We start from the raw sequence: 25,478 nt of genomic DNA, 5'->3' as shown, positions 1-25,478 counted from the left end.
GTGACCATTCATGTGGAGCAACTTTCATTCAGCTATGGGAGCCATCAGGTGCTGCGGGAAATCAGTTTTTCAGTGCCAAAAGGACAGCTGTGCGGTCTTTTTGGCCCTAATGGAACGGGTAAAACCACCTTGTTTAAATGCCTGACAGGCGTCATGCCGGGAAAACATGAGCAGCACATTTTTCTGGAAGACAAGCCTTTGCACGGCATGCCCCCGAAACAAAGAGCACAGATGATGGCCTATGTACCCCAGGAACATACACCCCCTTTTCCTTACCAGGTGAAAGAAGTGGTGTTGATGGGGCGCACACCCTATATGGGAGGTGTGTATGGCCCTAAAACCTCTGACTATGAAGCCGCTGTTGAAGCCATGGAGAAGACCGGCATCACCTCTTTGGCAGAGGTGCCATACACCCAGTTAAGTGGGGGCCAGCGACAACTAACATTACTGGCCAGAGCCTTTGCACAACAAACAGAGATGTTGCTGCTGGATGAGCCCACCGCCAGTCTTGACTTCAAAAACCAGATGCTCCTGTGGAAAACCATTCGCAGCAATATGAAAGCAGGCAAGACAGCCATTATTTGCACCCATGACCCCAATCATGTTTTTTGGTTCTGCGATGCAGTGGTTGTGCTGGGGCGTCAGGGAAGCATCATTGCCCAGGGGCGCCCCCAAGACGTGCTCACCGACGAAGTACTGCGGGAGATATACGGTGAAATCAGCCAAGTAGAGCAAATTGGACATCGGTCGGTGGTGATGCCTTTTCTGGACACCGTGATGGATATGTAAACGGGCAGGAGGATTGAAATGAGGAAAACAGAAGCGCTGACAGAAGCTATTCGCCACAGATGGGATCATTGTGCCAGCCATTACGACGAAGGGTACGATCATGCTGTCAAAAGTGATGCAGAGAAGCAGTTGTGGATGAAATTGCTGCGTCAACTGATTGGAGAGTCGCCCAGAAATATTTTAGATATTGGAACAGGTACCGGAAATCTGGCGTTCATGCTGGCAGAACTGGGATACAGTGTTAAAGGGGTTGATCTTTCGGCAGAATTACTGGCCATCGCCAGGAGCAAACAGCCCCCACATATGGGAAAAGTGGTTTTTGAGCAGCAGGATGCCCAAGAGCTAAGCGAAACCACCGGTGATCAGTACGATGTGGTGATCAGCCGCAATGTGTTGTGGACCATCACAGATCCTGAAAAAGCCCTGAGTGAATGGCATCGCGTCATGAAACCCGGAGGGATTTTCGTTATGATCGATGCCAATTGGTTTTGCCCAACCCTTCAACAGCGCTTACTCAAAGCCATGGGAACGCTGTTGAAAAGCTTCCAAAAGAATCAGCAGCATGAAGAACAAGAAGAACAAACCTATGATCCTCACATCATGGCATCATTGCCCCTCATTGGAAAAAACGGCGTGCAGATTTTCACAAAGTTGGCCAACAATTGCGGATTTAAAAATGTGGTGCAGATTCCGCTAAAAGAAGTGGATCGGATCATGTGGCAGCAAATGCCTCTTCAGAAAAAACTGTTGAATGCCTATCACCGGTATGTCCTTCTGGGGAAAAAGCAGTGACGGAAACAGATCGCAGCAACTAAGTCACTAAAGGATGTTGTTACAAAGTTCCCTCATTGTGGTATTAACATAATCACAAGATGTATATGTGTCCGAAACACTCATTTCTTCACTGTGGGTTTGAAAACCTCCAGAAAAGGGATAGGATGCATGGTGAGTTGATTCCATGAAGAGGGGGAGATTATGTTGGCAAATCATTCATTTCAAACCAACGAAGAGATTTTGGCGGCGTTCAAACTGGTGTTACCCTATATCAACCGGGTAGTTCATGAAGACATGGCAGTGGGGCTAACCGATTTGGACAAGTACATCGGTTATTATCGAGCCGATGCCTTTGAGCTTGACCTGCCTGAGGGCAAGCCCATCAAAGGCATTAAAACCATAGAAGAAGCGTTGCGCTATAAAAAAGATACTTTTGATGACGTGCCGGAGGAAGTTTACGGGAGAGCCATCAAAACCATTTTCACACCCATTTATGGAGTGAACAATGAAGTGATCGGCACCCTCAGCTCCGGCATTGACTTTGAAGCCAATAAAAAACTCATTGAAAATGTCACGGAACTGGAAATCATTGTGCAACAGGTAACAGAGAGCATCGAACAATTGGCAGCCTCTTCGGATAATCTGGCCAGCGCAGGGCAAAACTCCGTTGAAAGAGTAACCGATCTGTCCAATCGTCAGAAAGACACTTTTGCCATTCTGGATATGATTAAGAGCATTGCCGGCCAAACGAACCTGCTGGGTCTTAATGCCGCCATTGAGGCCGCCAGATCGGGAGAACATGGCCGGGGATTTGCCGTTGTGGCTGACGAAGTGCGCAAGTTGTCACTCCAGTCTCAGGAGGCAGTGAAGAAAATCGAGGAAATTGTCAATGGCATGAATCACAGTGTACAGGAGATCAATGAAAACATTGGCACTGTCGGTGCCGTCAGCCAGGAACAGGCCGCCACAACTGAAGAAGTATTGAAAAAAGCGGAAGAGATCAACCAGCGGGTCAAGCGACTCACCCACTTCATTGATCGGTACCGATAGGTAGATCAATTGACAACGAATCAGCGAAGAGTGCATGAATTGCTGAAAGACAACAGCAAATGTGTACTGCGCTCATCACTTGGTCACATCTCAAGTTGGCAGGGTAAAAACTTCCATCAAATAAGCTTTAATCTAAAAAATCCTTTAAGAGTGTGGGCCACACCTCTTGAAAGGATTTTTTAGATCATTCTCACTTCAAGGTTTTTAGAAACCGGATTAACTGCAGGTTTTCTAATTACCAACGATACATTACAGGGGTATGATGTAATCGTTCCACTACCCTTATCGAACTCGAATAAATGTTGCTCTGGCACCACTGGTGCCTTCTTAAATTGACGCATGGATGTCTTACTATCTTCTCATAAAGTTTATTCGCCACTTTTTTTCCCCTGTATCGGGACAGGTGTAAGATATATGCCGATTCGTCGCTGGTCCATTATAGAGAAGTTTTAATCCCCCCGCTACCCCATCCAGCTCTTCTTCATCTAATTCACTGTTAAACTTTACATTCTCTTCCAACTCTTTCTGATCAAGCGTCACACCTCTGCTCTCGGCGAATGCGTTAATGTCCTCTACAGTGCCCAGCTTCGCCAGCTCTTCCCACTCTGTCTCACTCAGATTTTCTACAAACTCTACCAATCCCATAATTTAACCTCCCTTGACGATTGATTTTAGATTTTCCTTAATCAACTCTAATTACTTAAAAGCTCCACAGGTTTCTACAAAAATGTCTGCCACTCCTGGATCGTTTAGCCACTCCTACAGCCGTTCTACTTCTCGATAGTTACCTAATTTTTTATATGCTACTCTTGCGGCATCTATTAGAGAATACTGAGGCAGTATCAGGCTTTTTGCATTTATATGATCTTCGTCAAATGTTTTAATCTTCTATCAGGCGAGGAAGTTTTTCAGACAGCAGCATTTTAAACCCTTTATTTGCAATAGTTTCAGACCCAAAATTTGGAACTTCATTTCAAATTGGTTAATGCCACTCTTATTGTACTATTATAGCCTAAAACAATCAAGGAATAACACTCTCTTAACCATTGATCCTAAAAGCTTTCAGCAATATGAAAACAGGCAAGACAGCCATCATTTGCACCCATGACCCCAACCATGTTTTTTGGTTCTGCGATGCAGTGGTTGTTCTGGGGCGTCAGGGAAGCATCATTGCCCAGGGTCGCCCCCAAGAGGTGCTCACCGATCAGGTGCCGTAAGAAAAAAATGGGTTAAATGGGTGAGATCCGTGTCAACAAGCAGTTCATGACACGATGAAAAAGCCTGCCTCAGCGAAGTAAACCGCTGGGGCAGGCTTTTTTTCAGCAGAAGCAGGCTCTTTAGAATTGATCCAGTTCATTTATTTAGCTTTTTTCAGGTAGTTAGCCACCCGTTCTTCGGCGTTGGCGCGGATATTGAAATAGTAGAAAGGGAAATCAAAGGTATGGAAAATACTCGCCGGAACCGCTGGCAAATTTGAGATGGGGATTCTCGGCCAGGTAATCATCGGTGATCGAATAACTAAGGACATAGGCAGCGACCATCCGCGTATAAACATCCGGGTGTTCTTTCATGAGTCGCCTCTTTTGGGGCGCTAAGTGCGTCTCCTTGTGCCAGCAGTACATTTGTCAGAATCCTGTCAGAGGGCTTTGATATACTATAAAAGCCTGATACAACAGCACCGTAGAAACTCTAAGATTTTATAGTCAAAAGGAGATGACAAAAATGAAAAGAGTTGTATCTAAGTTCAGACGATTGTTCATCGTCACATGTATATTAATGACACTAATACTCATATTCTCAACCACGCCACATGTAGAAGCACAAGGATATTTTGAACCGAGTAATGGGCAGTTGGTAAACTTTGGTGGAAGAGAGTGGAAGGTAGCGAATAGGAACAGAAGCATTCCAGGACACGATGAAAATGGGGTTTATTTAGTCATGGCAGATAACTACGGTGCCAATATACAGTGGAATCCTAATATTGGTGACGGTGATGTCGGTGGCTCCCCTGCCTACAGTAACAAGAATGCATCATACATATTTGACTACTTAAACACGCACTTCAATCAGATTATAACAACGCCGGAAGCAAGAGGGGTCATCATAAATGCGAAGTGGGAAATCAGATCAAGTACTTGGGAAAATAGGATGCATGGACTTTACACAGGTACCAGCACTGGGTCAGGAGCAATAGAACCACTTGATTTTACACAAAAACTAGGCTTGATCTCCGGGAATGAATGGTTTCCGTATAGGGCGAGAATTGGATATCCAAACAGTTCCTTTTGGACGAGTTCACCAATACAAGAAACTCCCACCGGCGTATTCGCTGCGACTACCAATGGAGAACTTGCCAACCCCCATGTAGCCCATTTTGCCGGTGTGCGTCCTGCGTTGTTCCTCCCATCTTTTATACGAGTTGACTCTAATGAAGATGGAGCAAATGTGATATTTGCATTTCCGCCCACTCAACCAGGAATAGTTTCTGTTTCTGGCACTCAAATCACGGATCAAGCGCTAACCATTTCATGGGGAAGTATCAGTGACTGGGGGACGGGGACAGAAGCGTCAAGGAGTTATCGTGTGGAGATTGATAGAAATAAAGCAGGATACGTCTTTTATGCTAACACGGGAATAACGAATCATCAAACGTACACAATCCCCGCAGGTACAACGCATACCAGGTTTAGAGTAAGTGCTGAAACAGCAGATGGACGTTCGATTTGGCGTGAGCAAACAGGCGGCATGCAAATCATGCCCAATACGCCGATAGTAGAGATTCAAACACCACAGTCAATCACCCTAAGTGATTTGGGAGCAGGTATCGAATATCATAGAAGTGGGGGGAACTGGCAAGAGAGCAGAACGTTTACAGGGCTAACCCCGGAAACCAGCTACACATTTACCGCAAGAAGAAAGGTAGACGGCGATTACGCAGCCTCTCCATCAACACCTGCTGTGACAGGTGTAACAACACCCGCAACCTACGCAATAACAGTCGCAGATGTAGCGGGCGGAACTGCCACGGTCACTACAGACAAAGCAACGGCAGCAGCAGGGGAAACAGTGACAATAACCATCGCTAACATTGAAGCGGGCAAGCAAGTGGCATCCGTGAATGTAACGGGAGCTGTGGGAGAAGCCACCATGGGAACCCCGGGAGTGTATACCTTTTTAATGCCGACTGAAGCAGTGACGGTAATAGTGACATTAGAAGCGCCACCCAACTTAAGCGGGCTCACCTTGTCCAGTGGCACTTTAGATCCTGTTTTTCACAATGATACGGCAGCCTATACCGCCAGTGTGGGTAATGCCGTAACCAGCATCACCGTGACACCCAGCACAGCACAGGGGTCTGCCACAGTCACCGTTGATGGCATTGCTGTTTCAAGCGGCACTGCCAGTGCTGATATCTCCCTGCCTGTTGGCGCAACCACCATCAATGTGGTGGTCACCGCCGAAGATGGCACCACTACCAAGACCTACACCATCCAGGTAACCAGAGCTGCCTCTGCTAATGCCAACTTAAGCGGACTCACCTTGTCCAGTGGCACTTTAGATCCTGTTTTTCACAGCGATACGACAGCCTATACCGCCAGTGTGGGTAATGCCGTAACCAGCATCACCGTGACACCCAGCACAGCACATGGGTCTGCCACAGTCACCGTTGATGGTATTGCTGTTTCAAGCGGCACTGCCAGTGCTGATATCTCCCTGCCTGTTGGCGCAACCACCATCAATGTGGTGGTCACCGCCGAAGATGGCACCACTACCAAGACCTACACCATCCAGGTAACCAGAGCTGCCTCTGCTAATGCCAACTTAAGCGGACTCACCTTGTCCAGTGGCACGTTAGATCCTGTTTTTCACAGTGATACGGCAGCCTATACCGCCAGTGTGGGTAATGCCGTAACCAGCATCACCGTGACACCCAGCACAGCACATGGGTCTGCCACAGTCACCGTTGATGGTATTGCTGTTTCAAGCGGCACTGCCAGTGCTGATATCTCCCTGCCTGTTGGCGCAACCACCATTAATGTGGTGGTCACCGCCGAAGATGGCACCACTACCAAGACCTACACCGTCGAAGTCTTACGTCGAGAACAAACCAATGTCACCACCAGTCCAACCAGTGTAACGGGTCACGTGGCCTTTACCCAGACCTTCACCATCAGCCTTGAACATGAAACAGTTACGGGCGCTGTCTATGCTTCAGACCTTGGCGTGTCGGATGCTTTCACCGGGCTGACCATCTCAGCCCTTCAGCAGACCCCCACCACTATTACAGCCACCCTGTCGGGAAGACTGGATCAAGAAGGCATCGGAAAAATAACGATTCATGAGGATCGGCTGTCTGCCAGTACAGTACCCCTTACTGCCGAGGTGATGGTGAATCTGTTAATAGTTTCATATGATGCCAATGTGGCTACCGGCGGCAATGTGCCTGTTAGCCGCACCTATCCTATTGGCGCTTCCATCACTGTTTCTGAGAACACCGGTAATCTTGAAAAAGCTGGTCATCGCTTTGCTGGCTGGAACACCCAGGCAAATGGACAGGGAACAAGCTATTCGGCTGGCGATTCTTTTACCATGCCAAACAACCACGAAACCCTCTATGCAGTTTGGGCACCTGTGCCCCCAGCCCCTGATAACGGCGGCAACACTGGTGGCGGTTCTGGTGGTGGCTCTGGCAGAAGACCATCTGACACTCCCACCGCACCCCCTGCCCAGCCTGCCGCCTTGCCAGCAGGTGCCGCTATAACAGTGCTGGTCAACGGAGAAAAGCATATCGCAGGAGCGGAAACTTCAACAGAAGAAAAGACTCAATTAGTCGCCACGCTGAAAATGGACACTGAAAAGATAATCTCCCTGCTGAATCAGATCCAAGCACCCGGGGAAATAAACAGAGGTGCAAGAAACAATGTGGTGGAAGTTCTTGCCACCACTCAAAATGCCACTCAGTTTACCACCATCCTCACAGCGGATCTTCTCCAGAAAATGGCGCAGCTGGACATTGACTTCTCCATTGTCACTGAAAAGCTGACTTATCAGATGCCTGCCAAAGCCTTCAACTTGGCAGCCATGGCCGATGCACTGTCCGTTGATTCCGATTCTCTCCATGATATGGAAATCGAATTGCACATCACCTATGTAGGCGAAGAAACAATACAGAGGATGAATAAAAAAGCACAGCTGCAAGGCTATGAAGTGCTGTTTCCACCAGTAGCTTTCAATGTCGTTGCGACTTCGTCTGTCACGGGCGAAAAGAAAGAAGTAAGCATCACACAATTTGCCAGTTTTGTATCACGCACCATAGAACTTCCTGCAGGGCTAAACCCTGAAAAGGTAACAACAGGAGTTATCTATCACCCTGATGGGTCTTTCTCTCACATACCGACGACGGTTTTTGAGAAAGAAGGCAAATGCTATGCACGATTAAGTTCCTTTACCAATTCCACATATTCTGTGATTCACAATGCGATTATGGTTCCGTCCGTTAAGGATCACTGGTCAAAAGCCCATGTGGAAGATTTAGCGGCAAGGCTGATCATCGCCCATCCCGAAACCTTTGCACCAGATGACTTGATCACAAGGGGTGAGTTTGCGGCCTATATCACAAAGGCATTGGGACTTTATCGCCCTGGTATGGGTGAGGTTGGTGCTTTTATCGACGCACATCACTCTCACGAACTGCTGGACGCCATTACCATCGCCACGCAACACGGGATTATCTCTGGCTATCCTGATGGCAGTTTTCGTCCATCGGCCTTTATCAGCCGGCAGGAAGCCATGGTGATGTACGCGAAAGCCATGAACATGGTAGGACTTCGGGGAGAAGGGGCTTCCCGTATCACCACCTACACAGATCAAGAAGACATTGCTGATTGGGCTTATGAATATGTGAACCAAACTACCCGGGCAGGTGTCTTTAGCGGAAGAACCCCTCACACCATTGATCCTTTGGGCACCTTCACCTATGCTGAGGCCGCCACCGCTATTCGCAATCTCTTGATAAAAGCGGATTTGATTGATTAGAAACTCCGCGGTCCAATGGTTGGAGCGCATATTGGAGGAGGACTATGATGGGATTCCTTCGAAGAGAATAAAAAACGCACTGTTGAGGCGTAGTGCAAAGACGATGCTTCCTTGCAGGATATTCCAAGGCCCTGGAACGATTGATAGGGCTTTTTTCTTTTTTTGTGTGTTATGGTATAAGTAAACTCTTTTGCCCTTATCCATAGTTTGTCAGAATCCTGTCAGAGGCCATTGATATACTATAAAGAATCTTAACCTATGAAGGTGGAAACCAGTCCCATCATAATAGGATGTCCCTGGTTGGAAAGGAATCATATGATTGCCCGTATCGATGGAGTATCCAGTACAGGATGAATAAATTTGAAACAAGGAGGAATTATAATGAAAGTTAAAAAGAAAATGATGCTTGCGTTAGTGGCATTACTCATCGTAATCTACCCTATGTACGAGGGCGGTGCAGAGGCGATTAGTTATTACGAGTTCGGAACGTATGATGATGAGCCAATACTTTGGTTTAGCATGCAAGATGGTATGAAAACAATCTTCACTACTTATGAAAATCTTTTTTTTAAAGCTTATGATACAGGAGGCAGTAACGATTGGCAAGGTTCCAGTTTGAGAAGGTACATAAATGATAATATCAGTTTAAATGAGTTTGAAAAAACTATTTTAGGAGGACCGGGAGGAGGAAGCGGTGGCGTATTCGGTGATGATAAAGGTTATGGTCCATCAATCACTATATTAGGAAATGACGAGCTAGATCGAATGAACTCTTCGATACATAGTTGGCGAGGGGATTTTTGGACGAGTACACCAATTCCTGGAACAGAAGATCAAGCATATCATCGACAAAAACTGCTTCCACCGGGTATAACCGTACAATACGAGTTACCAGTTTATGTATCTGTTCGATGTGGCAGTTTTGTCATCTTAAATCAACTACCTATCAAATCTGGTACAGGTAGTCGAGAAGAACCATATCGGTTCGGATATGCAGAACTATTGATGAACCCGACAAATCCAGCAGATGGCACCGTATCAACAGTATATGCAGGCCATACATTTAGTGCTGCCGGTGGCAATGGATCCAAAACCTATGAAGTGACAGCAGGGGCATTACCCAATGGCCTTGCCCTTTCTGCAAACGGAACACTGACAGGAACACCAAATGAAGCAGGCACATTCACATTCACAGTCACAGTGACAGACAGCGCCCCCACCCCTGTAACGGACAGCCACACCTTTACCATGAACATAGCAGCAGAAGAGCTATTGATGAACCCGACAAACCCAGCAGATGGCACCGTATCAACAGCGTATACAAGCCATACATTTAGTGCTGCCGGTGGCAATGGATCCAAAACCTATGAAGTGACAGCAGGGGCATTGCCCAATGGCCTCACCCTTTCTGCAAACGGAACACTGACAGGAACACCACATACAGCAGGCACATTTAATTTTACAGTGACAGTGACAGACAGCGCCCCCACCCCTGTAACGGACAGCCACACCTTTACCATGAACATAGCAGCAGAAGAGCTATTGATGAACCCGACAAACCCAGCAGATGGCACCGTATCAACAGCGTATACAAGCCATACATTTACAGCAACCGGTGGCAGTGGATCCAAAACCTATGCAGTGACAGCAGGAGCATTGCCCAATGGCCTTGCCCTTTCTGCAAACGGAACACTGACAGGAACACCAAATGAAGCAGGCACATTCACATTCACAGTCACAGTGACAGACAGCGCCCCCACCCCTGTAACGGACAGCCACACCTTTACCATGAACATAGCAGCAGAAGACTTATTGATGAACCCAACAAATCCAGTAGATGGCACCGTATCAACAGTATATGCAGGCCATACATTTACAGCAACCGGTGGCAATGGATCCAAAACCTATGAAGTGACAGCAGGGGCATTACCCAATGGCCTTGCCCTTTCTGCAAACGGAACACTGACAGGAACACCACATACAGCAGGCACATTTAATTTCACAGTGACAGTGACAGACAGCGCCCCCACCCCTGTAACGGACAGCCACACCTTTACCATGAACATAGCAGCAGAAGACTTATTGATGAACCCAACAAATCCAGTAGATGGCACCGTATCAACAGTATATGCAGGCCATACATTTACAGCAACCGGTGGTAGTGGATCCAAAAACTATGCAGTGACAGCAGGAGCATTGCCCAATGGCCTTGCCCTTTCTGCAAACGGAACACTGACAGGAACACCACATACAGCAGGCACATTTAATTTCACAGTGACAGTGACAGACAGCGCCCCCACCCCTGTAACGGACAGCCACACCTTTACCATGAACATAGCAGCAGAAGAGCTATTGATGAACCCGACAAACCCAGCAGATGGCACCGTATCAACAGCGTATACAAGCCATACATTTACAGCAACCGGTGGCAATGGATCCAAAACCTATGCAGTGACAGCAGGGGCATTGCCCAATGGCCTCGCTCTTTCTGCAAACGGAACACTGACAGGAACACCACATACAGCAGGCACTTTCACATTCACCGTCACAGTGACAGACAGCGCCCCCACCCCTGTAACGGACAGCCACACCTTTACCATGAACATAATGTTAAATGAAACGAATATTCCGGAAAAAGGAGAATCTGGTGGTAGCTCCGGCGGAGGAGGCGGTTCCAGCAGCACCTCAGAAAGGAGTCAAGACAAACAACAGCAGGCAGAAGATACAGAAGACACAAGTGGCGCGGAAGACATTGAAGAAGTAGAAGGCTCTAAAGACTCACAGGAAGCAAGTCCTCCTAGAAAGAAGATCCTTCTTACCATCGGAAATCAAGATATCACGCTAGGAAATGAAACACATCAGCTGGATGCCATGCCCTTTATCGACGGCGAAACCAACAGAACCCTGGTACCACTCAAGTTCATCAGCGAAGCCCTGGGAGCAACAGTGACCTGGCTGCCAGAGACAAGACAGGTGCTAATTACAGAAAGAGACACAGAAATCCTGTTGACCATCGGCTCTAAAGAGGTACTGGTGAATGGCGAAATGATCCTGATAGATACCGAACCAAGGATTATCCCTCCCGGTCGCACCTTTGTACCCCTGCGGGTGATCGGAGAGCTGCTGGGAGCAACGGTGACATATGATGAGGGAACAAGAGAAATCAGTATCGCAAAATAGAAAAACCGGAACCTGAAAGACTCCAGAATTGTATTTTGGGGTCTTTTCTTATGTCTGAGAAATCAATTTTTGTGTTATCATATAGGGTGAATTAATCTGATCTGTTCAATTTTCCTATTTACCATCTGGGCACTTACGGACAAATTAATAAGAAAAAGGCAAACAAAGAGAATGTGGATGAATTTGCCTTGATATTCAGTTTTTGACAACATCATGTTTAAAGACAAAGAGGTGGTTATCACCGGCGGCGCCAGAGTGATTGGACAAGTCATGGTTCAGGCTTTCCGGGATGAAGGGGCACAGGTGTGTGTGATGAATAAGTTGCCCAACGAGTACTTCGTGGGCGATTTGGCTGAGGAGGAAGCGATCAAGATTAAAGGAGCCGATATGTCTAAAACACTGATTATCACGGAAAAACCGTCTGTTGCCCGGGACATCGCTGCAGTCATGATGAACAGGCCTAAAAAAAGCGATGGGTATCTGGAAGACGACACATACATCATCACCTGGGCAGTGGGTCATCTTTTACAACTGGCCGAGCCTGCCGCATACCATGAAAAATACAGAAAATGGCAGATGGCTTCCTTGCCGGTAATACCGAAAAATTACATCTTTACGTTAGAACCTATCCCCCGGAATATGTCTGTTCTCAGTGTTGTGGCGGCGCAAATCAAGCGCAAAGATGTTTCGACCATCGTATGGGCAACTGACTCGGCCAGGGAAGGACATTTAATCGCAGTGAATTTGGCGGCCCATCTAAAAGTTAATAAGCCATCAAAGCGATTATGGTTAAGTTCCTTGACTCCTGAGGCGATTAAAAAAGGGCTGCAGGAGGTAAAGCCCATGTCGGCCTATGAAAATCTGGCAGATTCAGCAATTGCCCGTTCTCAAGCCGATTGGGTCATTGGCATGTCTGCTACCCGCGCATTTACACTGGCTGGAAGAACTGGAAGTGGATACACAGAAAAAAGCGGAGTCGTTTCTGTGGGTCGAGTTCAAACACCTACTTTGGCCTTTACCGTCAACCGCCAAAAGGAAATCGACGCATTTGTGAGGGTGGATTATTTCGAGGTCAAGGCAGACCATGGCAATTTCACCAGCCTGTGGTGGAGCTTGAAAGAACAGACCCATCGCATAAAAACGCTGGAAACAGCGGAAGTGATTGCACAGAAAACAAAAGGGCAACCCGGTGTCATTCAAGCTATAAAAAAAGAAAAGAAGTCAACACCGCCTCCTTTTCTGTATGACCTGACATCCCTACAACGTGATGCCAACCGCAAACTGGGCTTTTCGGCCAAAAGAACCCTGGCAGCCGCCCAGGCCCTTTACGAAAAGCACAAATACATCACATACCCCCGAACTGATTCCAACCGGCTGACAGAAGACATGAAAGAGACGGTTTTCCAGACCTTAAATAAAATGAGCATCCCGGTTTATAAACCGCTGATTGATTCTTTTGTCGATAGCCTGAAGTTCACCAAAAGAACGATTGATGACAGCAAAGTGAGTGATCACCATGCTCTGATTCCTACACCCAAGATGCCTGTCCTGGAAAAACTAAACGAGGATGAACGGAAGATATATGACATGATTGCCCGACGGTTCATCGCCGCCTTCATGCCCACCCATGAATATGAAACCACAAAAGCCCTTATTATATGCCAGCATGAAGCCTTTGTGTGTAAGGGCCGGGTCGTTGTATTAGAAGGCTGGAAAGAGGCATATGTAAAAGAAACAAGTGAAGGAGATGGCAAAGAAAAAGAAGATCAGAAGCTTCCAACCTTCGTCAAAGGACAAGATGTGATCTTCCAAAATACGGAAGTCCTTAACAAGAAAACCCAGGCGCCCAAACCCTACACAGAAGATACGCTGTTGGCAGCCATGGAAAATGCCGGTAAATCCATTGACGACGAAGAACTCCGGGACCAAATGAAGGAATTTGGGATCGGGACGCCTGCCACCCGAGCTGAAATCATCGAGCGGATTATCCAGGTGGGCTATGTTGAACGACAAAAAAAATACTTAATGCCCACCCCCAAAGGCATGGCCACCATCGAAGCGTTGCCGGATGAAATCACATCTGTTGATACAGCTGGAAAGTTCGAACGGGCGCTTAATCGAATTGCCCGGGGTGAATACCCAAAAGAAAAGTTTGATCAAGGAATTATTCGGTTTGCCCATGCCCTTGTGGAAAAAGCCAAGGTGTACGCCCGGTCAGACATAAAAAAAATCGGTCAAGTGGTGGCAGAAACCCGACAAATTGAAAAGTGATAAACCAGAGTATAACCGTGTAGCATGGTCTAAATCAGAGTGGAGAGCACTGCGCCAAATGACTATCTGACGATAGCAAAGAGGGGCTTTTCGTGAAAATGTGTGCTATAAGAGCTGCTGGAGGAATATGAAATCGGGGCAATCTTTCCTGAAGGGCCATTCCTGCAAAGTCTTGAACATTTTTTAAAGGATAACCATTTTGCCTAATAGCACGGCAATGATAATCATCACGATAATCGCTACCAAACTTGAGGGTATAGCATTGGTGTATTTTGGAACAAAATGAATAATGGCCATGGTTACAATCACGAAAAAGATCATAATTCCCAGAGCCACCGGCAGCAGCCACATTTTCGTCACCATTTCAACACCGTTTGCCACCACTTCATCGACTTTGAACTGTGCCCATTGGGCTAAGAACATAACAATGGACAATCCGTTCAAAAAACCAAGCATGACTGAATAGGGGATAATCCGCGCATATTTAACTAAATTGAGAACGCCGATGCTGATCTGAATAAGTCCCATGAGCACAACGATTGCAAAAAGATATTCTAAACCATGCTGTGCAATGAGTGATGCAAACACTACTGAAATAACGTTAAGCGGTGCCCTGCGTTTGTGTTTTGCCGGGCGGCAGGTATGGTATAATATCAGTGACAGGACTGTTGGAGGTGTCTCCATGCATCAAGCTCATCAACTGGAAGAACGGCTGCTTGAAATGGAAAAAGTGGCTCAGGCTTTTCAAGTGGCACCGTTTGATATATACCTGCTGGGTGGTGCTGCCTGCCTGCTGGCGGGATATACCTCCAGGGCTACCCGTGATTTTGATTTGGTAGATCAGCAATATTCAGCTTCCCTGGCCAAGGTGCTGGTTTTTCTGAGGGACTATGATCTGCTGGAATATGAAAGCACCCTCCTCTCGCCACACTACAAAGACCGGTGCCGCCAATTGACTTCTTTTCAATATCTGAACATATACACGCTGTCAGCGGAAGACATCATCGTCTCCAAGCTGGTACGTCTCAATGAGCGCGATTGGGAAGATCTGGATGCCATGATGCCCCAGGCAAACCACCCGTTGATCTTTCAAATCATCGAAGAAGTATTGCAACGGGAAGATTTATATGAAACCAAAAAGGAAGGACTCCGCCGTCATCTGAAGAGTTTTAAGGAGAAATACCATGTATCGGATACTGTCTGAAAGTGTTAACAATTACATGAACGATCCGGCAACAGAGGGTGCCCGCCGCAAAGGAATGAGCCCCATCTGCCTGCTGGTGGACGCCCGGAGGTACCATGAACAGCGCCTCCAAAACACGCCGCTTTACCATCAAACCCAGGAACTGCTTTGCTTTCTGCGGGAGGCATCGGCTGAAAATCCCCGGCTTGAAACCCTGCTATGGCATCTTGAGTCACGAAGGATGTTACCTCCGGAAACCATTCAACTCAGCGATGAAAGCCGGGAACGATGTCAGGAACAGGTGCGGATTCTAAAACAGCTCATCAGCCTGGCGTACTGGCATTAACGCAGATGAAACAGCAGTTATTAACAGTCGTGTGAATAATGAAACACAATGAAAAAGCCTGCCTCAAAAGAAAAACGTTGAGGCGGGCTTTTTGATACAAAGAGATTCCCAATTTACCCCAACATGAGTCGCCTCTTTTGGGGCGCTGGGTGCGCTTCTTTGTGCCAGTAGCCATAGTTTGTCAGAATCCTGTCAGAGGACTTTGATATACTATAAAAGCCTTACACAATAGTACCATAGAAAATGCTAAGATTTTAAAGTAAAAAGGAGATGACAAAAATGAAAATGAAGCAAAAGTTAAGTTTAGTAATAATCCTGACGATGCTGCTGTCACTGACAGCACCAGTGGGACTGCCGGCGTATGCAGATACTGTCAGCAGTAGTTCTACTGAACATACCTTTTACATAAATGAAGGGGACATAACCATGACGGCGGGAACAGGTGGACATGATGGTATGATAGTCGTGTCACATGGCGCACCAAGTGTGACAGCGCATGTTTATGAAAATGATACACTTGTCATTACTGGTACCACCACAGCCAACAGGGTTCTTGTGGATGGTGTTAAGGCGAAGATTGCCATTCAGAATGTTAATATTCAATCAAGTGGGGCTGCCTTTGAATTGAAAAATAATGCAGATGGGACACTTACTTTGGAAGGTGCCAACATCCTTAAAAGTGGGGCATTAATGGCAGGTTTGCAGGTGAGCAGTGGAAATACAGTTACGATAAATGGAACCGGTTCTCTTAATGCGCAAGGTGGATCACAAGGCGCAGGCATTGGTGGTGGCGATAGTGGAGCAGGTGGAGACATCACCATAGAAGGTGGAGACATAACAGCCACAGGTGGAGATATGGGCGCAGGCATTGGTGGTGGGTATAATGGAGCAGGTGGAGACATCACCATAGAAGGTGGAACAGTGACAGCGAGAGGTGGAAGTAGTGGTGCAGGGATTGGTGGTGGAATTAGTGGCGTAGGTGGTACCACCACCATAGAAGGTGGAACAGTAACAGCAACAGGGGAGGCTGGCGGTGCAGGCATCGGTGGTGGCGCTTGGCAAGCAGGCGGCTCCGTCACCATAGAAGGTGGAACGGTGACAGCCACAGGTGGAGATATGGGCGCAGGCATTGGTGGTGGGTATAATGGAGCAGGCGGCTCCGTCACCATAGAAGGTGGAACGGTGACAGCCACAGGTGGAGATATGGGCGCAGGCATTGGTGGTGGCGATAGTGGAGCAGGTGGAGACATCACCATAGAAGGTGGAACAGTAACAGCCACAAGTGGAGGGCAGGGCGCAGGCATCGGTGGTGGAATTGGTGGCGCAGGCGGCACCATCACCATAAATGCAGCTGCAACAGTGAAAGCAGCTTCAGAGACTGTATCGAATCCAGCTATTCATACATTATCGGACGATATTGAAGCTGCAAGTACAGCAGCGATGTTTATGGCAAATCTCTCAGGGCAGAAACCTGCAGGAACGCCTACACACATTCATGTTAAAGACGTTTTTAATCCAATGACCAGCTTTTCGCCAACCAGAGCTTATCAAAGCATTGCTGTTACAGTACCGGCCGACACAAGCTATCAGGTTAAAACAGATGGTCATTACCAACAGCATTTGACAAGTCCTTTAACAGAACCATCCACAGATTTTGTTATTGCAGGTGCTGGATTAGCAGCCTTTGATGACGTAGAGAATGCAGCTAACCCGCCCATCGTTAACGATGAACAAGCTCCTCCAACGGGACTGGCAGGCATCGCCCCTACATCCACAGCCAATAATGATGGCAAAATAACAGGGACAACGACGACCATGGAATACAAGCTACATGCAAGCAGTACATGGCTTGAAGTAACAGGAACAGAAATCACAGGATTATCAGCAGGAACCTACAATGTACGTTATAGAGCCAAAGTTGGCTTTCACGCAAGCCCAAGTATTACGATAACAATACCCACATATACAGCACCGTCAACAGGAGGCGGCGGCTCTGGTTCATCCTCACCCCGGCCACCTGCCACACCATCAGCATCAAAGGACATAACAATTATTGTCAATAATGAAACACAAAAATCAGGGACAGAAACCAGAACCGAAATAGATGGGCGAACAGAAATCAAATTGGTCGTGGATTCTCAGCAGATGAAAAATCATCTTGAAAACGCCATTAAAGAAAACAATGGTACCAACGAAGTCATCATACCGGTGACAAACACAGGCGATATAATCAAAGTCGTGCTAACCGGTGATATCCTTAAAAAGATGGAAGATCATAATGTTACACTTTCCGTGAGAGAAGAAAAGATTGAGTATCGCATAGACTCTGCAAACTTTACCATTGAAAAAATAGCCCAAACCATGGGAATCTCGTTGGACAGCTTACAGTCCATTGACGTGGAAATTAGCATCAACAAAATACCGGCTGCCCAGGCTGAAGCACTAAAAGAGCAAGCAACAGCATCCGGTCATGAAATCCTGTTTGATCCGGTGCAATTTGAAATCACAGCAAGGGCAACGTCTGCAGATGGCAAGGTACAAGAAGTTAAAATCAATCAGTTTAGCCATTTTGCAGAACGAATAATGGGAATTCCAGAAGACATTGACCCAAGTAAGGTTGCCACAGGCATTGTCTTTCATGCAGACGGTTCATACAGCCACGTACCAACAGTCGTATTTGAAAAGGACGGCAAGTGGTATGCAAGAATTAGTTCCCTTACAAATTCAATCTATACACTAATCGGGAACCCGATAACGGTGGCGGCAGTCGAAAACCATTGGTCAAAGGTGCCTGTTAACGACATGGCCGCCAGACTGATCATATCAAACCCAAATACCTTTGAGCCAGATCAACCAATTACCCGAGGCGAGTTTGCACAATACATCACAAAAGCGCTGGGAATCTATAGAACCGATGAAATAACAACCACTAAATTCACCGATGTCAGCAAAGAGGACAAACTTTTCAACGCCATAACAGTTGCAACAGAATATGGACTCATTTCTGGCTACCCGGACAGAACGTTTAAACCTAATGATCAAATCACCAGAGAAGAAGCCATGAGCATGTATGCAAGAGCCATGGAGATAGTCGGTCTAAAAGAAGCAGATAACAAGCGCATAGAGAAGTATAAAGACAAAGACCAAGTGGCTGACTGGGCTTATGAGGCTGTCAAAAAAACGGTTAGCATAGGAGTCTTTAGCAGAAAGACTGGGGAAACCATTAATCCGAAAGACACTTTCACCCATGCTGAAGCAGCGACAGCTGTCAGAAACTTACTGGTAAAGGCACAACTGATTAACCCGTAGTGTGGGTGTCCACAATATGGGTGGTATCCGGCATTTCCGCGGGAATGGCGTCCACCACAAGGGAACCAATGAATTCCACCCGGCCGTGGCCGTAGTGGTGATTGCCGTCAGGGAGGGTTATTGGAGATCTTGGCGCTGATGATGGAAATCACCGACGAGCTGATGTCTGTCATGTTATTAAAGGCATCGGTGATCACGGCGATGCTGTTGATGACCAGCCCCAGGGCTAACTTCACGGCAAAAGAAGCATATTGCAAAAAATGCCCAGGTAGCCTGAGAAGGAAATATACTGTTTGCGCACATCATGATTACTGACGTCTTCATGATTGTTGATCTATTTTCGGACAATTGGTTTAATCAAAGGTCTCATCACCTGGCGTTCACTAAGTTCCATCTGATCAGCAGCTTCTTTGATCTTAAGATGTCCAGCAAGGGTAAGAGAAATGATGTTGAATCGGTTCAGCTGTTGTTTGCTCAAATGATAATGCACCTCCTTTTTCATGATGGTAGTTTATCGCAGAAGGTGACATCTTCTCAAGGTAACCTTTAGGTGACATTATCACAAGATAACCACGCATTTAAAATGTTGTTGTTGAAAGGGGGCACATGAAATGTTAGCATATAGAAGTTGCTACTTGAAATCCTCGCAAACTACAGGAGAATAGCGAATTTATTGCAATTAACTAATTGACGTGGAATGTAGGTTATAAGCACTTGTTGCACAGAAGATCTTTTAATAAGGAGCGTGGGTGTATGTCAATAAAAGTTTTTTTACAAACCGCTACAAAGGAACAATGTCAGCAGATGGCTCAGTGTCTGTCCAAAGAAGAAGTACTCTCGTTGGTCCAAGCCTTTGGTGTGACCTTGACAGCAGAGGAAACCCAGGAGATGGAAGAATTCTTTGCGAAGCACCCCAAAAGTGAGTTGGCGGAAGCGGAATTAGACCAGGTAGCCGGCGGATGTGAGGGAAATGCGCCAGGCGTTCCTCCGTGCCCTTTCCCTGCAGACTTGGTGTGGCCGTGGTGGTGATAGCTACCAGAGGGGCAGGATTGTTGAAATCACTGCTCCATGTGCCCCAATTCAAGCGCACACAGCGGTAGCGTTGGTTTCTACCTTGGGGGTGCATTCTTTGAAAATCCAGTCAGTAAACAATGTGGACGAACGCAACAAAAAACACTTCCCAGTGCAGGGAGGCCACTGAAAAACTCATTAAAGACCGTTATCATGAAAAAAGTGATAACGGTCTTCTTCTTGTTGTTAATATGCCAGCAAAAATAATTTAAATAAAGCAGTATTTCAAAAAGGAAATGAGGCTTTGTTGTCGAATAGTATTGGAAGAACAACATTTCTATTTGAAGGAGCATACTAATGATAAAAGGACCTCAGCAACTAACGATAAGCCAATACATGAACCTTTATGATCTCATTATTCCCAAAGATAATCTGCTTAGGCAAATTAATGAGCTTGTAGATTTTTCATTCATTTATGATGAACTACTTGTCAATTACAGTCTAGATCAGGGGCGCGGAGCTAAAGACCCGATTTTGATGTTCAAATATCTGCTATTGAAGATTATTTATGAAATTTCGGACGTCGATGTTGTTGAGCGTTCCCTCTATGACATGTCCTTCAAGTACTTTTTGAATATGACACCCGAAGACACAGACTTGATTGACCCGAGTTCGTTGACCAAGTTTCGAAAACTGCGCCTAAAAGATATGAACCTATTAGATTTGCTGATTGGGAAAACTGTTGCGATTGCCAAAGAGAGGGGCATATTGGTGAGCAAGACAATCATCGTGGACGCCACCCATACAAAGGCCAGGTATAATCAAAAGTCTGCACGTGAGGTGCTGTTGGAACGTGCCAAAGTATTGAGAAAAGAAGTTTACAGAGTTGATGAAAAGTTAAAACAAAAGCTACCCCAGAAGGTTAGTAGTGGACTGCTTGAAGATGTGATCGAGTACTGTCAAAAACTGACACACACTGTAGAAATGATCCCTGAACTTTCAGCTTTCGCAAAAGTGCAGGAACGATTGAATTACCTAAATGAAGCTATTGCAGATAACCTTGAACAGTTAGCACTTTCAAAAGATGAAGACGCTCGTACTGGTCACAAGACAGCCGATACTGCTTTTGGGTATAAAACACATCTTGCGATGAGTGAAGAACGCATCATTACCGGTGCCACAGTTACAACAGGAGAAAAAAACGACGGAAAAGAACTCCAAACACTGGTTGAGAAGAGCCAGCAAGCTGGCATGACGATTGAGGAAGTCATTGGAGACGCAGCCTATTCTGAAAAAAGAAATTTGGACTATTTCCGAGAGAATAAGATTAAACTGATTTTAAAACTCAATCCCGTTATTTCGCAAGGTGCACGCAAGCAACACAATAAGTTCGAATTTAACAAAGATGCAGGACTTTATGTTTGTCCAGCTGACCATATGGCCATAAGAAAAGCACGAGGTGGTAAGAAAATTAGAAATCAAGTCACCACATACTATTTCGATGTTGAGATATGCAAGCGGTGTTCTAATCGTGAAGGCTGTTACAAAGAAGGAGCTCATTCTAAATCCTATTCTGTATCAATTAAATCAGACCTTCACAAAGAGCAAAAGGCGTTTGAAGAAACAAAATACTTCAAAGAGCGAGCCAAAGAACGCTATATGATTGAAGCAAAAAATAGCGAACTAAAACATCAGCACGGGTATGATGTAGCAATAGCTTCGGGCTTAATTGGTATGCAGATGCAAGGGACACTCTCAATTTTCACGGTGAATATTAAAAGAATACTCAAGTTGATAGGACAATAATATAGAGAAAACTGACTAATTAATAAACAGAGCACGAACTATTCAGTGAAAAACCTGCATAGTTCATGCTCTGTTTTGATTTGCTAATATTGTTATTGAAAAAATGGTTCTTTTTCAGTGGCCTCCAGTGCAGGAAGTGTTTTTGTTTTGGGGATTTGCATGTAAACCTACATCAAAGTATCTAACAAAAAACCTCAAATATCATCCAGTTTTTTCAAGACGTTGATCCGAACTGTTTCTTGGCGGAGAAACTCCTATAAAGAATCTTAACCTATGAAAATGATAAAGACAAAGACCAAGTGGCTGACTGGGCTTATGAGGCTGTCAAAAAAACGGTTAGCATAGGAGTCTTTAGCGGAAAGACTGGGGAAACCATTAATCCGAAAGACACTTTCACCCATGCTGAAGCAGCGACAGCTGTCAGAAACTTACTGGTAAAGGCACAACTGATTAACCCGTAAACATAGTGAAGATTCAAATAATATAATAGGTATCAAAACAAACACCTTCTGGCTTTACACTACCAGGAGGTGTATTTACATAATTAAAAGAACCTGACAAATGCGCATGTCTAGCGTACAATATGTGTAAGTGATGACACACTTGGCATGCATAAAACCCAACAGCATTGATAACGCTGACCAGGAGGGATGGAAATGGTCAAACCAATAATAACATCCGTGCTTATTCTAATGATTCTATGTGCATTGCTACTGATCAACTATGCTTATAAAAGAAGAAAAATGCCGGCAGCTAAGTATTTTATCATGCTCTTGATCTCAGCAATTTTTTATGGCGGGGCATATATTGGTGAAATGAATGCCCCAGACTTAACGTCGGCTCTGGTTTGGTTTAATTTGCAACATATACCCATCCCAGTTCAACATTATCTTTGGCTGTTGATGAGCATGGAGTATGCCAGGGCTTCGAAAAAGCACTTACAAATAGCTAAATACGCAGGACTGTATCACCCTCTTTTATATATTGCGATTTTCTTTACCAATTCCTATCACGGGCTTTATATTTCCGCTTATCGCTTTGAAAGCAACGGGTATTTTTCTGTAATTATTACTGAAAAAGGGCCTCTCTTTTTTTTAATGGTCGCTTCAGGGACCCTTTTAGGTATGATAGCCATGTTTTATTACCTGCGAGGGTTACTAAGGGCCACAGGTATGCACAGATACGGCTATTTAGTCATGATAACTTCTTCAATACTACCGTGGCTTACCGTTTATTTAAATGCTACCAATACCAGTTATCTTGGGATTGATTACTTTCCGGTTGTCTCCATATTTTCGGGAATGCTGTATATCTTTGGTATCTTCTATCTTCGGGTTTTTAACACCATTCCCATAGCGACAGAGATAGTATTCAAACAAGCCAAAGAAGGGGTTATCCTCATTGACTCAACGGATTACATTGTCGATGCCAATGAAGCCTTTCTAAAAATCTACCCCGACCTGAATGTGCCTGCGAAGGGTAACTTCACTTCATTTTTAGAAAAGCATCCAGAACTTAATGGAATCTCCGATGAAAACCCCGTTCCCCAGTTTACTTTACGCCAAAATGGTCAGGCAAGATATTATTCGGCTGTAATCACCAAGATAGTAGAGGAAGAGCTGGAAATTGGCCAAATACTTACGGTCAACGATATTACCCTGTTTGTCGATAATCAAAAAGTATTGGAAGACATTGCCTCCACTGCGATTGATAAGGCAGAGATCAATGAGATTTCTTTCTTACAAGCTCAAATCAATCCCCATTTTTTAAATAACACGTTAAGTGTGATTGGTGCCATGATTAAAAGGGATCCCGAAGGGGCCCGGGAGCTTATCGGAAATCTGGGTGAATACCTTGCCAATAGATGCTACTTCGACAGCACTTCTTCAATGGTGTTAATAGAAGAAGAACTGGAAGCAGTCAGGACATATGTAGCCATTGAAAAGACAAGATTTGGTGAAAGGCTTAATTTTCAAATTATCCATACCTCTACTCCTGCACTCAATATACCTCGACTGATTCTCCAGCCACTGGTGGAAAACGCTATCTGCCATGGCATATTAAAAAAGGGAGCAGGAGGCAATATCTGGCTAATGATTGACCATGACGAGGAAAAGATAAATTTCAAAGTAAAGGACGATGGAGTTGGGATGCCTCCTGAAAAACTTCTGCGGTTAACGGCAGAAGAAAAACACAATGAAGGAATAGGAATTCCTAACATCCATAAAAGATTAATCAAAAATTATGGTGCGGGGCTTGAAATAGAAAGCAGATTAGGCGAGGGGACAATCGTCGCCTTTTCGATTCCGATCTCTGGCGCCAGAGCGTAACTATTTGTCAGAATCCTGTCAGAGCCCTTTGCTATAATGAAACTATTCTTAAGTTAAACGGAGTTGAAGTGATGATGATTAGAGCCATAGTGGTAGATGACGAATGGTACAACCTTGAAGAATCCAGTGACTTTATTGACAAAACGGAGTCGTTTCATGTTGTTGGTAAGTATCAAAATCCTTTAATGGCTCTCGAGGAAATTGAAATGACCGCTCCTCAAGTGGCATTTATCGATATCGATCTGCCTGAAATGGATGGTATTACCCTTGCTGAAAAGCTGTTAGAGACAAACGCCGCTCTGATAATCGTTTTTATAACCAGCTATAATCAGTACGCAGTCCAGGCATTTGACATCAATGCCATTGACTATATTCTAAAACCCATAAAAGCTGAACGATTTCAGCGAATGGTTGAAAAAATTAAAAATGAAATCGGCGCTCAAAGCCAGGAGTCAGCAACAATCTTTCATATCAGAGTTTTTGGTAAGCTAATGGTTACCATCGGCGATAATCCGGTTAAATGGCAACGAACCAAGGCCAAAGAACTGTTTGCTTACCTGCTAATGGAGCAGGGTCATTATATCCACAAAGAAAAAATCATTGAAGATCTTTGGCCCGAACATGATCAGGAAAAAGCACTGCAGATTTTACAAACATCCGTATGCAAAATTCGAAATCTTTTTTCTTCAATAAAAAAGTCAGTACAACTGAACTACAGTGATAACAGCTACTGTCTATGGATAACAGAGGGAGTCAGTGATTATTTCCATGTGACACAAGCCTTAAGCAGCTTTAATCGGGAGAATACGGCCACATACACTGCGGTTGAAAAGGCAGGAATTCTGTTTGCGAAAGGTTTCTTAGCAGAAGAAGGGTATTTATGGGCCACAGGAAAGGATCAACAGCTGCGGGAAGATCTTTTGATCGCCTTGAAAGAGATGATGAATGCCTATAGCACTAGAGGATGTGAAGAGGCGACCGTAAGGGTTTTAAAGGGCATCACAAAACTGGCTCCTTTTGATGAAGATTTAAATTATAGGCTGATGAACATCTATCAGAAAACAGGCAATGCCGTAGCTGCCTTTAACCATTATCAATGGTTGGAACGCACCCTGGAAGAGGAGTATGATGCGACCCCCTCGAAGCGAATAAAAGACTTATCTGTTGAGGAGTAGTGCAAAAACGATGCTTCCTTGCAGGACCTTCCAAGACCCCGGAACTGGAATCTGTTTCTGGGGCCTTGTTTTTTTATGTGAAGGAAGATTTATAACGTTTGCCAGTAACCATTGTTTGTCAGAATCTTGAGTTTGACAGAAAAATGCATAAAAAAAGCCCTGAAACCCTTCAATAACAAAGGATTTGGGGCTTTTCTTTTTTTCGGCCGGATGTACGA

General features: G+C 45.4%; 21 protein-coding genes. 15 read left to right on the top strand and 6 right to left on the bottom strand.

Annotation, left to right across the window (positions count from 1 at the left end; all coding sequences use genetic code 11):
• The 3 genes from QOL74_RS17570 to QOL74_RS17560 all read left to right on the top strand — a co-directional run bounded on the left by QOL74_RS17570 (position 1) and on the right by QOL74_RS17560 (position 2,613).
• Positions 1-789, top strand: a complete 789-nt coding sequence (locus tag QOL74_RS17570) for an ABC transporter ATP-binding protein (protein ID WP_283410810.1) — start codon at positions 1-3, stop codon at positions 787-789.
• An 18-nt stretch (positions 790-807) separates the two neighbouring features.
• Complete coding sequence (locus tag QOL74_RS17565) at positions 808-1,581, top strand: class I SAM-dependent methyltransferase (protein ID WP_283410809.1); 774 nt, start codon at positions 808-810, stop codon at positions 1,579-1,581.
• A 183-nt stretch (positions 1,582-1,764) separates the two neighbouring features.
• Positions 1,765-2,613, top strand: a complete 849-nt coding sequence (locus QOL74_RS17560) for a methyl-accepting chemotaxis protein (RefSeq protein ID WP_283410808.1) — start codon at positions 1,765-1,767, stop codon at positions 2,611-2,613.
• Positions 2,614-2,964: 351 nt separating this feature from the next.
• Here QOL74_RS17560 and QOL74_RS17555 read toward each other — a convergent pair whose 3' ends face one another.
• Positions 2,965-3,258 carry a hypothetical protein gene (locus tag QOL74_RS17555; protein WP_283410807.1) on the bottom strand — a complete coding sequence of 98 codons (294 nt, stop codon included), beginning with the start codon at positions 3,256-3,258 and terminating at the stop codon, positions 2,965-2,967.
• 425 nt (positions 3,259-3,683) lie between these two features.
• Here QOL74_RS17555 and QOL74_RS17550 point away from each other — a divergent pair, with 425 nt between their 5' ends.
• Positions 3,684-3,830: a hypothetical protein gene (locus tag QOL74_RS17550; protein WP_283410806.1), complete on the top strand. Its 147-nt coding sequence runs from the start codon at positions 3,684-3,686 to the stop codon at positions 3,828-3,830.
• A 216-nt stretch (positions 3,831-4,046) separates the two neighbouring features.
• On the opposite strand, the gene QOL74_RS17545 is transcribed toward QOL74_RS17550, so the two are convergent.
• Positions 4,047-4,184, bottom strand: coding sequence for a DUF3089 domain-containing protein (locus QOL74_RS17545; protein WP_283410805.1), 138 nt, complete (start codon positions 4,182-4,184; stop codon positions 4,047-4,049).
• A gap of 1,012 nt (positions 4,185-5,196) precedes the next feature.
• Between QOL74_RS17545 and QOL74_RS17540 the strand changes: the two genes are divergently transcribed.
• The 3 genes from QOL74_RS17540 to QOL74_RS17530 all read left to right on the top strand — a co-directional run bounded on the left by QOL74_RS17540 (position 5,197) and on the right by QOL74_RS17530 (position 14,100).
• Positions 5,197-8,649 (top strand): cadherin-like beta sandwich domain-containing protein, encoded by a 3,453-nt coding sequence (locus QOL74_RS17540; protein ID WP_283410804.1) that lies wholly within the window; start codon positions 5,197-5,199, stop codon positions 8,647-8,649.
• 1,005 nt (positions 8,650-9,654) lie between these two features.
• A complete protein-coding gene (locus tag QOL74_RS17535; protein ID WP_283410803.1) occupies positions 9,655-11,829 on the top strand; it encodes a putative Ig domain-containing protein in 2,175 nt (724 codons plus the stop codon).
• Between the two features lie 213 nt (positions 11,830-12,042).
• The gene (locus tag QOL74_RS17530) at positions 12,043-14,100 is read left to right on the top strand and encodes a DNA topoisomerase 3 (RefSeq protein ID WP_283410802.1); all 2,058 of its coding nucleotides are present in this window, start codon (positions 12,043-12,045) and stop codon (positions 14,098-14,100) included.
• Positions 14,101-14,283: 183 nt separating this feature from the next.
• Here the strand turns inward: QOL74_RS17530 and QOL74_RS17525 are convergent, their stop codons facing one another.
• Positions 14,284-14,784: a SulP family inorganic anion transporter gene (locus tag QOL74_RS17525; protein WP_283410801.1), complete on the bottom strand. Its 501-nt coding sequence runs from the start codon at positions 14,782-14,784 to the stop codon at positions 14,284-14,286.
• On the opposite strand from QOL74_RS17525, the gene QOL74_RS17520 reads away from it, so the two are divergent.
• The 3 genes from QOL74_RS17520 (at position 14,783) to QOL74_RS17510 (ending at position 18,938) form a co-directional block, all read left to right on the top strand.
• The gene (locus QOL74_RS17520; RefSeq protein WP_283410800.1) at positions 14,783-15,304 is read left to right on the top strand and encodes a DUF6036 family nucleotidyltransferase; all 522 of its coding nucleotides are present in this window, start codon (positions 14,783-14,785) and stop codon (positions 15,302-15,304) included. The genes QOL74_RS17525 and QOL74_RS17520 overlap by 2 nt on opposite strands.
• Positions 15,285-15,629 (top strand): hypothetical protein, encoded by a 345-nt coding sequence (locus QOL74_RS17515; RefSeq protein WP_283410799.1) that lies wholly within the window; start codon positions 15,285-15,287, stop codon positions 15,627-15,629. The genes QOL74_RS17520 and QOL74_RS17515 overlap by 20 nt, the downstream gene beginning before the upstream one ends.
• Before the next feature lie 270 nt (positions 15,630-15,899).
• Positions 15,900-18,938 (top strand): S-layer homology domain-containing protein, encoded by a 3,039-nt coding sequence (locus QOL74_RS17510; RefSeq protein ID WP_283410798.1) that lies wholly within the window; start codon positions 15,900-15,902, stop codon positions 18,936-18,938.
• 107 nt (positions 18,939-19,045) lie between these two features.
• On the opposite strand, the gene QOL74_RS18520 is transcribed toward QOL74_RS17510, so the two are convergent.
• Together QOL74_RS18520 and QOL74_RS17500 are read right to left on the bottom strand one after the other, a co-directional pair.
• The gene (locus QOL74_RS18520) at positions 19,046-19,135 is read right to left on the bottom strand and encodes a hypothetical protein (RefSeq protein WP_430383884.1); all 90 of its coding nucleotides are present in this window, start codon (positions 19,133-19,135) and stop codon (positions 19,046-19,048) included.
• 137 nt (positions 19,136-19,272) lie between these two features.
• The gene (locus QOL74_RS17500) at positions 19,273-19,416 is read right to left on the bottom strand and encodes a hypothetical protein (RefSeq protein WP_283410796.1); all 144 of its coding nucleotides are present in this window, start codon (positions 19,414-19,416) and stop codon (positions 19,273-19,275) included.
• A 275-nt stretch (positions 19,417-19,691) separates the two neighbouring features.
• Here QOL74_RS17500 and QOL74_RS17495 point away from each other — a divergent pair, with 275 nt between their 5' ends.
• From QOL74_RS17495 to QOL74_RS17480, 5 genes are all read left to right on the top strand, one after another.
• Complete coding sequence (locus QOL74_RS17495) at positions 19,692-19,967, top strand: hypothetical protein (RefSeq protein WP_283410795.1); 276 nt, start codon at positions 19,692-19,694, stop codon at positions 19,965-19,967.
• A gap of 339 nt (positions 19,968-20,306) precedes the next feature.
• Positions 20,307-21,755, top strand: a complete 1,449-nt coding sequence (locus QOL74_RS17490) for an IS1182 family transposase (RefSeq protein ID WP_283410794.1) — start codon at positions 20,307-20,309, stop codon at positions 21,753-21,755.
• A 263-nt stretch (positions 21,756-22,018) separates the two neighbouring features.
• Complete coding sequence (locus tag QOL74_RS18515; RefSeq protein WP_343186913.1) at positions 22,019-22,216, top strand: S-layer homology domain-containing protein; 198 nt, start codon at positions 22,019-22,021, stop codon at positions 22,214-22,216.
• A 195-nt stretch (positions 22,217-22,411) separates the two neighbouring features.
• Positions 22,412-24,085 (top strand): histidine kinase N-terminal 7TM domain-containing protein, encoded by a 1,674-nt coding sequence (locus QOL74_RS17485; RefSeq protein ID WP_283410793.1) that lies wholly within the window; start codon positions 22,412-22,414, stop codon positions 24,083-24,085.
• 71 nt (positions 24,086-24,156) lie between these two features.
• Positions 24,157-25,260, top strand: a complete 1,104-nt coding sequence (locus tag QOL74_RS17480; protein WP_283410792.1) for a response regulator — start codon at positions 24,157-24,159, stop codon at positions 25,258-25,260.
• Here the strand turns inward: QOL74_RS17480 and QOL74_RS17475 are convergent.
• Positions 25,243-25,478, bottom strand: a 236-nt coding sequence (locus QOL74_RS17475) for a hypothetical protein (RefSeq protein WP_283410791.1), incomplete at its 5' end; no start/stop codon positions are given. The genes QOL74_RS17480 and QOL74_RS17475 overlap by 18 nt on opposite strands.

This window comes from Anoxynatronum buryatiense (genome assembly GCF_900182905.1).
Lineage (GTDB): Bacteria > Bacillota > Clostridia > Peptostreptococcales > Tindalliaceae > Anoxynatronum > Anoxynatronum buryatiense.
This window is presented reverse-complemented; position numbering and strand designations above follow the sequence as displayed.